11 protein-coding genes are annotated in these 13,287 nt (G+C 67.3%); 6 read left to right on the top strand and 5 right to left on the bottom strand.

Features of this window, described 5'->3' with window-relative positions; all coding sequences use genetic code 11:
- Positions 1-8: 8 nt before the first annotated feature.
- Positions 9-1,637, bottom strand: a complete 1,629-nt coding sequence (locus tag ORG17_RS01005; RefSeq protein WP_111024045.1) for an APC family permease — start codon at positions 1,635-1,637, stop codon at positions 9-11.
- A 172-nt stretch (positions 1,638-1,809) separates the two neighbouring features.
- Positions 1,810-2,718: a polyphosphate kinase 2 gene (ppk2, locus tag ORG17_RS01010; RefSeq protein WP_027467245.1), complete on the bottom strand. Its 909-nt coding sequence runs from the start codon at positions 2,716-2,718 to the stop codon at positions 1,810-1,812.
- Between the two features lie 177 nt (positions 2,719-2,895).
- Between ppk2 and ORG17_RS01015 the strand changes: the two genes are divergently transcribed.
- The gene (locus ORG17_RS01015) at positions 2,896-3,255 is read left to right on the top strand and encodes a UBP-type zinc finger domain-containing protein (RefSeq protein ID WP_071404761.1); all 360 of its coding nucleotides are present in this window, start codon (positions 2,896-2,898) and stop codon (positions 3,253-3,255) included.
- 18 nt (positions 3,256-3,273) lie between these two features.
- On the opposite strand, the gene msrA is transcribed toward ORG17_RS01015, so the two are convergent.
- Positions 3,274-3,795: a peptide-methionine (S)-S-oxide reductase MsrA gene (gene msrA / locus ORG17_RS01020; RefSeq protein WP_027467243.1), complete on the bottom strand. Its 522-nt coding sequence runs from the start codon at positions 3,793-3,795 to the stop codon at positions 3,274-3,276.
- Positions 3,796-4,189: 394 nt separating this feature from the next.
- On the opposite strand from msrA, the gene ORG17_RS01025 reads away from it, so the two are divergent.
- The 4 genes from ORG17_RS01025 (at position 4,190) to ORG17_RS01040 (ending at position 10,458) form a co-directional block, all read left to right on the top strand.
- Positions 4,190-4,351 carry a hypothetical protein gene (locus ORG17_RS01025; RefSeq protein WP_214527194.1) on the top strand — a complete coding sequence of 54 codons (162 nt, stop codon included), beginning with the start codon at positions 4,190-4,192 and terminating at the stop codon, positions 4,349-4,351.
- Between the two features lie 40 nt (positions 4,352-4,391).
- On the top strand, positions 4,392-4,982 hold the full coding sequence (locus ORG17_RS01030; protein ID WP_214527193.1) for a HEAT repeat domain-containing protein: 591 nt from the start codon (positions 4,392-4,394) through the stop codon (positions 4,980-4,982).
- Positions 4,983-5,014: 32 nt separating this feature from the next.
- Complete coding sequence (locus ORG17_RS01035) at positions 5,015-5,476, top strand: DUF4265 domain-containing protein (RefSeq protein ID WP_214527192.1); 462 nt, start codon at positions 5,015-5,017, stop codon at positions 5,474-5,476.
- A 497-nt stretch (positions 5,477-5,973) separates the two neighbouring features.
- Positions 5,974-10,458 carry a beta strand repeat-containing protein gene (locus ORG17_RS01040; protein WP_214527191.1) on the top strand — a complete coding sequence of 1,495 codons (4,485 nt, stop codon included), beginning with the start codon at positions 5,974-5,976 and terminating at the stop codon, positions 10,456-10,458.
- Positions 10,459-11,075: 617 nt separating this feature from the next.
- On the opposite strand, the gene ORG17_RS01045 is transcribed toward ORG17_RS01040, so the two are convergent.
- The gene (locus ORG17_RS01045) at positions 11,076-11,897 is read right to left on the bottom strand and encodes an aldo/keto reductase (protein ID WP_214527190.1); all 822 of its coding nucleotides are present in this window, start codon (positions 11,895-11,897) and stop codon (positions 11,076-11,078) included.
- A gap of 89 nt (positions 11,898-11,986) precedes the next feature.
- Between ORG17_RS01045 and ORG17_RS01050 the strand changes: the two genes are divergently transcribed.
- Complete coding sequence (locus ORG17_RS01050) at positions 11,987-12,718, top strand: OBAP family protein (RefSeq protein ID WP_214527189.1); 732 nt, start codon at positions 11,987-11,989, stop codon at positions 12,716-12,718.
- Between the two features lie 61 nt (positions 12,719-12,779).
- Here ORG17_RS01050 and ORG17_RS01055 read toward each other — a convergent pair whose 3' ends face one another.
- Positions 12,780-13,241 (bottom strand): DUF4383 domain-containing protein, encoded by a 462-nt coding sequence (locus ORG17_RS01055; protein ID WP_214527187.1) that lies wholly within the window; start codon positions 13,239-13,241, stop codon positions 12,780-12,782.
- Positions 13,242-13,287 lie beyond the last annotated feature (46 nt).

Consider the following 13,287-nt stretch of genomic DNA (forward strand, 5'->3'; position numbering starts at 1 on the left):
CTTCCGGATCAGGCTTCGACGGAGGCGGCGGTCGGGCTCGCCGCAGTCGCGGCTGCGGGGACGGGCACCGCTGCGGTGGTGGGGACCTCGGCCAGGGTGATCGGCCCGTGCGTGCGGTGCCGCCAGCTCGACCACGCCCAGCCGACGAGCAGCACGCCGCCGATGAACAGCAGGGCGCTGTACTGCAGCCACCACGAGGTGCCGGTCAGGTCGTAGATCTCCGGCCGGGGCCAGATGAGGTTGATCGCCATGCCGATCTGGAACGCCACGGCCAGGGCGTTGAGCGGGATGCCCCAGCGACCGAGGGTGAACAGCGGCTTGCCGTCCTCGTCCACCCCGGTCGGCAGCCCGGTACGACGGAGCTTGATCCGCTGGACCAGCAGCGGCCCGGTGACCCCGAGGTAGGCCAGGTAGAGCATCGCGATGCACAGGCTCGACAGGGCGGTGAAGATCGCGGACTGCCCGATGTTGACGGCGAGGGCCAGCCCGGCGCCGACCCCGACGACGATCGACGCCGCGATCGGGGTGCCGGTGCGGGGCGAGACCCGGGCGAGGGTGCGGTGGAAGGGCAGCGCCTTCTCGCGGGCCATCGAGTAGACCATCCGGGCGCCGGCGGTCTGCACGGCGAGGGTGCACGCGAAGACGGCGACGGCGACGGTGCAGAGCAGGAGCCGGCCGAAGACGTCGCCCAGGGTCGACGTGATCACCCAGGCGAGACCCTGCGTGGCGAGCTTGCCGTCGGTCAGGCTCGGGGCGGCGACGAGGGCGCCGATGATGAGCAGCCCGCCGCCGAGGCCGGAGACCGTGAGCGCCCGGACGATCGTCTTCGGGGTGGTCCGGCGCGGGTTGTGGGTCTCCTCGGCGAGCTCACCGGCCGAGTCGAAGCCGACCATCACGTACGCGGCCATCAGCGAGGACGCCAGGAACGCCCACACGTACGGCTCGGTGCTCGTCGACCCGGTGGTCGTGAACACCACGGAGGCGCTGCGGTGCGGCAGCAGGAACAGGGCGCCGATGAGCACGACGACGCCGATGATCTCGATGAGCACGCCGAAGCTCGTCACGCGGGCCATCAGCCGGACGCTCGTGATGTTCACGATCGTCGTCACGGCGAGCATCACCAGACCGAGGACCACCGCGTTCGCGGCACCGGTCGGCGACGCGACGGACGGGTCCGCACCCGGACCGCCGACGACCTGGAACCCGTCCCAGATCGCGGGGAGCACGGCCTGCACGGCGATGGCCGCCACCGCGACGGTGAGGATCTGGCCGATGATCATCGTCCAGCCGGTGAACCACCCGAACCGGGCTCCGGCCAGGCGACTCGACCACTGGAAGATCGCGCCGGAGATGGGCCAGCGGGCCGCGAGCTGGGCGAAGTTCAGCGCGACGAGCAGCTGGCCGCCGAAGACGAGCGGCCACGCCCAGAAGAACGCAGCACCGCCGAGCCCGAAGCCGAGTCCGAACAGCTGGAAGACCGTGGTGAGGATCGAGACGAAGGAGAAGCCCGCCGCGAAGGAGGAGAACGAGCCGACCCCGCGGTGGAGTTCCTGCTCGTAGCCGAGGCGGGCGAGCCCCTGGGTGTCGACGTCGGACGTGGCGCGCGGTGCGTGGAGCGGTGCTTGCGGAGAACGCATGACTGCAGACCTTTCGCGGAGTACCTGTCGGGTGACAGGTAGTGCGACAAGTGTCTTGCGGCCCTGTGTCGTCGCCGTTGCCCGTCTGTTTCGAGTGCGTGACGGCAGGCCCCGGCGTGTAAACGTTCCGAGTCGGCGGGCGGATCAGCGGCGGGGGATCACCGGTGGGGGATCACTCGACGTCCACGTCCCGCTTGCCGCGGCGGACGATGAGCGGGTCCGGCTTGCCGATGACGTCGGCGGCCTTGTCCGGGTAGTCGAACTGCGTCAGGAAGTACCGCATCGCGTTGAGGCGCGCGCGCTTCTTGTCGTTCGACCGCACGATCGTCCACGGCGCGTAGCGCTTGCTCGTCCGGGTGAACATCGCCGTCTTCGCCTCGGTGTAGTCCTCCCACCGGTCGAGCGACAGCAGGTCGATGTCGGACAGCTTCCACCGCCGCACCGGGTCGAGCTGGCGCATCGCGAACCGGGTCCGCTGCTCGCGCCGGGTCACCGAGAACCAGAACTTCGTCAGGTGGATGCCGGAGTCGACCAGCATCCGCTCGAACTGCGGCACCTGGGTCATGAACGACTCATACTCGTCGTCGCTGCAGAAGCCCATCACCCGTTCGACGCCGGCACGGTTGTACCAGGAGCGGTCGAACAGGACCATCTCACCGGCGGCCGGCAGGTGCTGCACGTACCGCTGGAAGTACCACTCACCACGCTCGCGCTCGGTCGGCTTGCTCAGCGCGACGACCCGCGAGGTCCGGGGGTTGAGGTGCTCCGTGAACCGCTTGATCGTGCCGCCCTTGCCCGCGGCGTCACGCCCCTCGAAGAGCACGACGACCTTCTGGCCGGTGTCCTCGAGCCAGTACTGGCACTTCAGCAGCTCGATCTGCAGCAGGTACTTCTGGTACTCGTACTCGTCCCGCGGCAGGCGCTCCGAGTACGGGTAGTCGTCCTGCCAGGTGAGCACCGGGTTGCCGTGCGGGTCGATCAGCTCCGGGTCGGCCGTCTGACCGTCCGCGACGCTGTACCCCTCGGTCCGCAGCTGTTCGATGTACTCCCGCAACGGCTGCGAGTACGGCGCTGTGTCCACGGTGTCCTCCCTCTGCGAGCCGATCGGCTGTCGGCCCCAGGGCCATCCTGGCCCGGCCACCCGCACGACCGCCCCACGCCTCGCCCTGGACGCGACCCGATGACGGCCTGGAGGCGCGGTGCGGGCCCGCCCCGCGCCTCCCGACCGCATGTGGCCCTTCACAGGCATGATGGGGCCATGACGGACCAGGCCGAGATGATCCACCCCGAGATCGCACCGAGCGGAGACGGGTGCGTCGAGTGCGACGCGACCGGCTCGTGGTGGGTGCACCTGCGCCGCTGCGCGGCGTGCGGCCACGTCGGCTGCTGCGACGACTCCCTCAACACGCACGCGACGCGGCACTGGGAGGAGACCGGGCACGCGGTCATCCAGAGCTACGAGCCCGGCGAGACCTGGGCGTGGGACTACCGCGACGACACCCGCTCCGAGGGGCTCGAGCTCGCGGCCCCCACCAGCCACCCCGTGACGCAGGCAGTCCCCGGGCCGGCGGATCGCCTTCCCGGGGACTGGTTGGAACTGCTCGGCGGATCGCGCTGATCCGCCGCGGTCGTCAGGTCAGACGGCCGCGGTCGCCTCGTCGCGGTGCGGGAGCTTCCAGCCCGGACGCACGAAGTGGCAGGTGTAGCCGTGCGGGTTCTTCTCGAGGTAGTCCTGGTGCTCGTCCTCGGCCTCCCAGAACGGGCCGGCCGCGGTGACCTCGGTGACGACCTTGCCGGGCCAGATGCCCGACGCGTCGACGTCCGCGATGGTGTCGAGTGCGACCTGCTTCTGCTCGTCGGTCGTGAAGAAGATGGCCGAACGGTAGCTGCGACCGATGTCGTTGCCCTGGCGGTCCTTCGTCGACGGGTCGTGGATCTGGAAGAAGAACTCCAGCAGGTCCCGGTACGAGATCTGGGACGGGTCGAAGACGATCTCGACCGACTCGGCGTGGTCGCCGTGGTTGCGGTACGTCGCGTTCGGCACGTCGCCGCCGGAGTAGCCGACGCGGGTGCTGACGATGCCGGGACGACGACGGAGGAGCTGCTGCGCTCCCCAGAAGCATCCGCCGGCGAGGATGGCGGTCTCGGTGGTGGTCATGGTGGCCTCCTGGGCTCTCGTGTCACTGGCTGCGACACCGCGTGGTGCAACCGGCAACAGGGACGATCTGTTCCCGTCGTCAGGTCCGCTGTGGGGCGCGGACCCACCCGGGTGTGCGGTCGGTACGACTCGACCCTACGAGTCCGTGCTCCGTGTCGCCCCTGCGGTACGGTCGGGCTCACATGAAGCGGTCATCCATCGACGAAGTCCGGCGCCGTCCCCGTGGCTGGTGGCTGCTCGGACTCGCGTTCTGTTTCCTCGTGTTCCTCGAGGTGTTCGCGGCGATCGGCTCGCTGCCGGGGATGGTCGCCGCGCAACTGGAGCAGTACACGCCCTGCGCTTTCGACGTGACGTTGCAGTGTTCGTACGCCGTCGGGAAACCGCGCAGTTTCTCGTGCCGCTCCTCGCACTCGTCGTCGCGATCACGACCTGGGTCATCGGGGCGTCTGGTGCTCCCACGGTGCGGCGACAGGTGCTGATACCCACGATCGGCCTCGTGGTCATCGTCCTGATCTTCGTGCTCGGTGTCGTCGCGATCGATCTGTCGATCCGATGACCGTCGTCAAGCGAACTCGCCGCCCCACGCTCCGGGGGACTTGATGCCGTTCACTCCAGAAGAAGCCGCCGAGCAGTCGGCGATCCTGGCCGACCTCCGAGCGCTGGGGTACGACTTCTCGAGCCTGTCCGCCTTCGCTCAGTCGGGTGTCCGGTACAAGGACGCGGTACCGATGCTGCTCGAGTGGTTACGGAAGGCGCGGACGCCGATGATGCAGCGGGCAGTCGCTCGTACGCTGACGAACCCATCGGCAAAGGGCGCAGCCATGCCCGCGCTGGTCGATGCGTTCCGGAACTTCACCGACGAAGCGGGTACGCGCTGGGCGGTGGGAAACTCGATCCAGACCGCGTACGTGGACACGTACTTCGACGACGTGGCAGCGCTTGCGCTCGATCCGCGGTACGGACGTGCACGGCAGATGGTGGCCCTCGCGCTGGGGAAGTCGAAGCGGCCTGAAGCGGTCGATGTCCTCCTGCAACTCATGGACGACCACGACATCAGCGGGCATGTGGTCTTCGCACTGAGCAAGCGGTCGAACCCGCGAGCGCGCGAGGCCTTGGAGGAGAAGCTGACCGATGACCGCCCGTGGGTGCGGAAGAAGGCTGCGCTCGGGCTGCGGAAGATCGGGTGAAGCCCACCGCTCATGCGAAAGGATCCGCAGGAATGCCGGATGACACTGTCGTCACGCACGAGAACCCAGTGCTCGGGGTCGAGAAGGTCGTCCGGGTGGAGCTTGACCCGTCGTGGGACACGATCCGCTACGAAGACCTGACGATCATCGTCCTCGACGACGGCCGCAACGTTGTCAGCTGCGTCCCCTTGTTCGCGAAGAACGTCCATCTCGGAGACATCATCAAGACGGTCGAGAACACTTCGACGGGACAGCTCGAGTACGGAGGACGTGTCGACCGGGGACAGTCTTGGGTCTTCAGGATCAGTCCTCGCGATGAAAGCGCCTTCCGCATTGCTCACGATGTCATCCACGAATTCGGCGGCGCCGTCGAGACGTGGGGCTCGATCACAGGAGTAGCGATCCGAGGGGATGCGGCCGCCGACCGGTTCGCGGACCGGTTGCAGCGGCTGGAGGACGACGGACTCCTCGAGTACGACACCGCAGAGCGCTGAGCGGGCGAACGTGTCATGGGGTGGCGAGCCCCTGACGCGGGACAGCGTCCGATGCTCGCGGCCCCGCACCCGGCGAACGATCGACCGGTTCCGGACACCGACCTGGAGGCGCGGTGCCAGCTGGCACCGCGCCTCCAGTCCGGAGTGTGGCCGCGTCAGCTCGCGGTGTCCTCGAGCGCGTCGAGTGCGGCTACGTCCTCGGCGCTCTGTTCTCGTGGTAACGGGTTGTGGCGCCGCTGCCTGAAGTGGTCCCAGGGCCCCCGTCGCGCCCGAGACGGCTCGTGTTCTCAGTCGCTTCAGGGATCCTCGTACTGGTTCCAGCTGCTAACTTTCTACCCCCTGTAGTGGGGGCGCGGTTCCGTGGGATGCTCCGTAACGTGCTCTGAAGTTGCGTAGTACAGCCAAGGGGGCTGCTGCTGGCGCGGCTCTTGAGGGGTTCTTTTCGCGTGTTCGCTGCGTCGTTGTCGGGTCGTGTTCGAGGAGTGATGCTGGCAGTGGTGACGTTGGTCGCCTTGCTGGGTTCGTTGTTGGTGGTGGTGTCGCAGCCGGCACCGGCACAGGCTGCGGTGACGGGGACGGGCGGGCAGTACGTGCCCATGCCGTCGAATGCTCGGGTGCTGGGTGGTGGGACGTCGAAGGGCACCTACCGGACTGTCAAGGTTGCCGGGGTCGATGGTCTGCCGTCGACGGGAATCGGTGCGGTGACGATGATGGTCACGATCGTCGCTCCCGCGGGGCAGGGCCAGCTCTTCGGTCGTCCGTCGTCGTCGGATCCGTCGACGCTGCTGATGGTCTACAACGCCGGCGTTGGAGGGAACACGTCGAACTCGAGCCTGCTCGCCGTCGCCGACGATGGCACGATCCAGGTGATGACGGAGACGGCACAGTCGACCGTGATCATCGACATCACCGGTTACTACACGTCGACCAAGAACGGCGTCTCGGCGGGTGGTTTCGTGGCGATGTCGCCGGCGCGCGTGCTGGACTCTCGCGACGGTACTGGGGCCGCAGCTGGGCAGATCCCGGCCGGGTCGCAGCGCACCATCCAGGCGACCGGATCGAACGGAATCCCTGCGGGCGCCGCGGCGGTCGCGGTGAACATCGTCGTGATCAACCGTGAGGCCAAGGCGGGCTACGTCCGGCCCACGCCGACGGGTGGGGTCCGCAGCACGGGCGTACTGAACTACAACTCCACCGCGGGTCTGACGACGGCGATGAACGCGCAGGTGGCGTTGAGCGACGATGGGAAGTTCAGTCTCAGTACCGCCGAGGGCGGCGGGAAGATCGACCTCGTCGTCGATGTTCAGGGCTACTTCCTGCAGTCCAATCCGGGTGGCGGCTTCACGCCCCAGGCCGGTCGGCTCGTTGACACCCGCACAACGGCCAGCATCGCCGCGGGTGCGTCGTTCGCGGTGCAGGTCGGTGGCCGTGCTGGTGCTCCGACGGTCGAGGGTGGACTCTCGGCTGCCGCGGTGACGTTCACCGCAGTGAACAACAGCGGTGCGGACTCGTACGCGAAGATGTGGGCCGACGGGTCCGCGGAGCCAGACTCCTCAGCGATCAGCAGCGACACGACCTCGATCGTGTCGAACACTGTGATCACACCGGTGGGTGCGAACGGCAACATCCGGATCAAGAACATGGGCAAGGCGGCGATGGACTACGTCGTCGACCTGCAGGGCACCTACAACTCGCTTCCCGGCGGACCGTCCGACACGAACCGGACCGGCAATCGGAAGTCCGCGACGACGCTGCCGTTCCCGATCACGGACCAGACCAACGGCTCCGTCGACGTCGGCACCGGCAACCTGCTGGTCACCACGACGGCGATGAGCCTGCCGGGAGTGACGCAGAACACCACGATCGGCGCCGCGTACAACTCGCGCAGCACCACCGTCGGAGACACCAACACGATGGACGCGAACCGGTGGCAGTACGCCCTCGCCGGCGCTGGTGACCTGACCGCGAACGCCGCCGGTGTCATCTACACCGATGCCGTCGGGACGGCGTGGCAGTTCCGTCCGTCGGGGACGCAGGGCGCGTTCATCAGCCCGGCTGGTCTGCAGCAGACGCTGACCCGCGTCGACAACAGCACGACACACGAGTACACGCTGAAGGGGTGGACGTCGAACTCGACGACGCACTTCAACCTCGCAGGCCAGCCCACCTCGATCGTGGACCGGAACCAGAACCAGATCAGCTTCAACTCCGACCAGTCCGGCTTCACACTGAAGAGTCTCGTCTCGACCGCTGGTGCGAGCGGGGCTCGGAAGGCGAACTCGTCGTACACCGACGGGGTGCAAACGTTCTCCCAGACCAGCGGCTCGAGCAGCCGGAGCGTGTCGTGGACGAAGAACAGCACCGGTGACATCACGACGTACACGGACGCGCTTGGCAAGAAGACCACGTTCGCCTACACCAGTGGGGACCTCACCTCGATCACGGCGCCCGAAGGGAGCGTGACCGCGTTCACGTACGACTCGTCCGACCGGGTCACCAAGGTCGAGCAGCGCAACACCACTGCTGGTTCGCCGGGTACCGCGGTCACGCGGTTCTCCTACGCGAACGACACGACGACGCAGGTCGCTGACCCGCGGTCGGATCAGTCGGCGACGGTCGCCGACGCAAAGCACACCACGTACACGATCGACAGCAACGACCTGGTCACGAAGGCCGTGGATGCTGCAGGCCGTGAACGGTCGCGCACGTACAACTCCGCGAACAACGGCGTCGCTACGGCAACCACTGGCACGGCTGGTGATGCGGGGTCGGGGACGACGACGAACACGTACGGCAAGAACAGCAGCCAGTCGCTGACGCAGTCAACCTCGGGGACCGGATCCAGCTCCACTGCGGACTACGGTTCGGGGTCGGCGACGGCGTACCTGCCGTCGAAGGTGACCTCGAGCTCGAAGACGTCGACCAGCATCGGCTACGACGGTGTCGGCAACGCCACATCGTCGCAGTCGAGCAGTGACCCTGCGGCGACGTCGACGTTGACCTACAACAAGAAGGGCACCGACCAGTACGCGTGGGGTGCGGTGAAGACCGCGACCGCCCCGGGCAACAGCGGCAACCCGACGGTCTACGCGTACGACACGAACAACCAGCTCGGGTCGATCACCCCGCCCACCGGCACCAGCCTCGGGGTGCAGAAGTACGCCTACGACGACTTCGGCCGGATGAAGAACCACACCGACGGCGACGGCGGCGTCACCACGTACACGTACGACAACGACGACCGGCTCCTCACGACCGCGTTCGACGACGGCACGGCGACGGTGACGAACACGTACGACGCGGACGGGAACCAGCTCACCCAGACCTCCGCGACGGGGACGGTCACGAACACCTACGACCAGCGGAACCGGCTCACCTCCACGGTGAACACCGCCGGCGGTGGCACCGTGTCCTACGGCTACGACCTTGCGGGGAACACCGTGCAGGTCACGGACCAGACCGGCTCGGTGTCGCACGAGTACGACCCGTCGGAGGTCCTCACCGCGACGACGTACCCGACGGGTTCGGGCACGGCGAAGCAGATCTACCTGACCGACAAGCAGGGCCGCCGCACCGACACCTGGCTCGGCGCCTCCAGCACCGCGACCGCGGGTGTTGAGCCGGCGTCGTGGGCGGCGCACCAGACGCTGACGTACGACAAGTCGGGGAAGGTCACCAAGGTGCAGGCCTGGTCGGACAGCAGCAACCCGACCGCCGTCGTCGACTCCAGCTACTGCTACGTCGCATCGACCACCGCTCCTGATTGCACCGCTTCCACGGTGAACGACCGCGACAAGCTGCAGTGGTCCAAGGACAACATCACCGGGCAGGTCACCAACTACGGCTACCTCGCAGCCGACGGCACCACCCCCACCGACCGGCTCACCGGCATCACCCAGACAGGCGGGGCGAACCCGACAAACTGGGCGTACACGTACGACTCCGCCGGCAACCGCACCGAAGCGAAAGCCACCAACGCCGCGACCGGTGCGGTGAAGTCCGACCAGAAGCTGTCCTTCAACGCGGTCGGGCAGATCACCACCACCGGCTACTCCTACGACGGTGTCGGCAACATGACCGCCGCACCCGGCGAGACGTACACGTACAACGGCGCCCAGCAGCTCACTGCATCCACAAAGAACGGGACGCAGACGACGTACGAGTACGCCGGCGCAGACATGCTCAAACTGCTGCACCAGGCCACCGACGGGGGAGCGGAGTACGACTACACGTATGGCACCTCCGACAGCAACGGTGTTCCCGTGATCGCGAACCGCACCGTCACCGGCACCGGAACGGCCGCTGTGATCAGCGACCCGACTACCGGGCAAGCGTTGGATCTCCGGACCACCGACGGGACGACCAGCATGTACATCACGGACGGCATCGGGAACCCCGCCGCGTCCATCGCTGACACCGGTAAGACGGCGTACACCGTCTCCTACGACCCGTACGGTGCCGAGCACGTGACCGCGGGCGGAACGAGCGCGCAGTGGCAGCAGAACCCCTACGGGTACAAGAACGGACTCCGCTCCAGCAACACAGACACCGGGCTCACCAAGTTCGGGTACCGGTGGCAGACCAACGCCACCGGCGGATGGATCGAACGCGACACCCTCGACGCACCCCTCAGCCCTTCCAACGCCAACCGCTACGCGTTCGCAGGAGCGGAGCCGATCAACTCCTCGGATCCCTCAGGTAAGTCTGTCGCCGGTGCCGCTGCTAGTGGTGTGGTGAACGGTCTCGGCGTGGCTGCCGGCGCGGTTATCTGTGCGTCTACTGGCGGGCTCGGGTGCCTTCTTGGGGGCGTTGCGGTGGGAGTCGCCTTTGGTGCGGCTGGGGGTATTGCATCCGAAGCTGTTGAAGGTGGCTCGAATTACGGCCAGAGCGCTCTCGAGGGAGCGGTGGAAGGTGGAGTATCGGGTCTCGTCGGAGGCGGACTCGGACTTGCTGCGACACGTTTCCTACCCACGAGGCTCTAGGGAGATATTGCCGTGAACATGACCCTGTTCTGGTTGATCTGGGCAGCATTGGTAGTTGTGGCTGTGTTTGGCTTGTTCCTAATTCTGCTCAGCGCGAGGCGCACTGTACGAGCTGAGGGCTTTGGGCGAGGCAGGATGCATCGCGGGCCGGGTGCTTCTGCTTATTGGTCAGGAATGGCGATTCTGGTCGGCGATGTGGTTCTCGTATTCGTATTCGCATACGCATTTTCTGCGTGAAAGAGCAGCCCCCGATCCCTCTAACGGTGCAGGGAGGGGTGCAGGCGTATAAAGTCGTATCTCGTGAGCCTAGGGTCAAGAGACGTCTCGTGCGTGCCGTGATTGAGCGCGTCACACCTACCAGTTCCGCCAAGTTCTGCGTCTCGTAGCTGTATGTCGTAAGCCGTCAGCTCGATAGCTGTCTTCGCCGTGGGTTGCGAGACAGAACCCGTGATGGGCTGAAGCTGGTCCGGTGTCCGGAGCGACCAGGCGGCACGAAGCAGCCTGCCAGGCACGGTGCGAACGCACGGTGGGTGAGGCTCGTCCGTGATCTGGCCGTGTACGGACCGGAGGCGCGGTGCCAGCCGGCACTGCGCCTCCAGTCCGGGGTGGGGCCGGCGTCAGCTCGCAGTGTCCTCGAGCGTGTCGAGTGCGGCCACGTCCTCGGCGGCGAGCACGAAGTCGACGTCGGCGTTCTCGGCGATGCGCGACGGGGTCGTGGACTTCGGGAGCGGCAGGACGTCCTTCTCGAGCAGGTAGCGGATCGCGACCTGGGCAACGGTCTTGTCGTACTTCGCCGCGATCTCGGCGATCTGCTCGTTCTCGAGCAGTCCACCGGTGGCGAGCGGGGAGTAGCCCTCGGTCAGGATGTCGTGCTCCCGGTCGAAGGCGGTCGTCTCGTCCTGGGTGTTGCCGATGAACCAGCGGATCTGGTTGGCGTGCGGGACGACGTCCGTGCGGCCGAGCAGGTCCTCGAGGTCGGCGACGGCGAAGTTCGAGACGCCGATGCTCTTGGTGCGGCCGGCGTCGTAGAGCTCCTCGAAGACCTTCCAGACCTCGACGTTGCCGTCGCGGTGGTCGGAGCCCATGTCACTCCAGGGCCACGGCGCGTGGATCAGGTACAGGTCGACGTGTCCGAGGTCGAGGTTGTTGCTCGACTCCTCGAAGGCGTCGCGGGCGCCCGAGGCCGTCTTGATCTCGGCCGGCAGCTTCGTGGTGATGAAGAGTTCGTCGCGGGGGATGCCGCTGTCGAGGACGGCTTCGCCGACGCTCGCCTCGTTGCCGTACGCCAGGGCGGTGTCGATGTGGCGGTAGCCGAGGTCGAGGGCGGTCTTCGTGGCGTCGTACGCGTCGGAGCCGGACGGGATCTGCCAGGTGCCGAAGCCGATCTTCGGGATGTGCAGACCGTTGGACAGGGTGAACGTGTCGATGAGTGCGGGCATGCAGCGGACAGTACGCCGCAACCGCACAGCGTTCCGAGGGGCTGCCGGGTTGCATGGCGCCCACCTCGAACGGACGGAAGGACGCCCCCATGCCCCTGAACCCCACCGTGCACGACCGGAAGACCGGTGTCACCCCGCCCGGATCGGCCGGCGGCTTCGAGCTCGCCCTGCTCGACCGCGGCGCCGCCGTGCTGCAGACCTCGGCGCCGCTGCGGGGTTTCGACGTCTACGTGGTCGGCTTCCACTGCGTGAAGGGCGAGCCCGAGGTGCAGATGGAGGCGCACCACTTCTGCAAGGTGGTGAACGCCGAGATGCTGCAGTGCGTGCTCTTCGACGGCAACACCGCCGACGCGAACCTGATCGGCATCGAGTACATCGTGTCCGAGCGGCTCTTCGAGTCCCTGCCCGAGGACGAGCAGGCGTCGTGGCACCCGCACAACCACGAGGTGTTCTCCGGTGAACTCGTCGCCCCGGGCTTGCCGATCGCGGTGGAGACCGAGCTGATGGGGCACCTGGTGAACTCGTACGGCAAGACCTGGCACACCTGGCACAGCACCCCGATGGGTTCGCAGCCCGCACACGACCTTCCGATCGGCGATCCGATGCTCATGTGGTCGTTCAACCGCGAGGGCGAGGTGGACAGCGCGCTGCAGCAGGACCGGAACCAGGCGATGCGCACCGATCCGGAACCGCGCAAGGAGTCGCGGGCCAAGTACCTCGACCGCGCCCACCCGCAGCGCGGTGTCGGCACGATGCGCGACGCCTTCACGGGCACGACCCCGACCCCGGGTGTCGTCGACGCGGACGACGGACGCCCCTGACGACGGACGGGAGGCCCGTGGCGGTGTCGCCACGGGCCTCCCGTCCGGTGTGTGCTGCGGTTCAGCGCGCGGTGCGCGCCCCGATCCGCGGCAGGACGAAGCCGAGCACGATCATCGCGACGGCCAGGAAGGCGTGCAGCACGTTGTCCGCGCTGTTCAGCGGCACGAAGTTCGCGCCACCGGCCATGCCCGCGGTGAAGAGCCCGTAGACGAAGAGCACCGCGTAGACGATGCCGCCGGCGACGAGGTACAGGCGTGCGGAGGCTGCACGGCGGGAGGCGAGCAGCCCGACGATGCCGAAGAGCAGGTGCACGATGTTGTGCAGGACGGACACCTGGAACAGGCCCAGGAGCAGGGCCATGGAGCCGTGGCCGGCCATGGACATCGAGCCCATGTCCATGGTGAGTCCGGGGATGAACCCGGCGATGCCGACGATCAGGAAGACGACACCGAAGACGAACGCGCCCCGCTGGGTCCACGTCGAACCGGAGGTGGTGCGTGCGGTTGCTGCGCTGCTGGTCATGATCAGCCCTCTTTTCTGTACGCGCCGCAGTGTGCGGCACACATGA

The organism is Curtobacterium flaccumfaciens pv. betae, from assembly GCF_026241855.1.
GTDB classification, from domain to species: Bacteria; Actinomycetota; Actinomycetes; order Actinomycetales; family Microbacteriaceae; genus Curtobacterium; species Curtobacterium flaccumfaciens.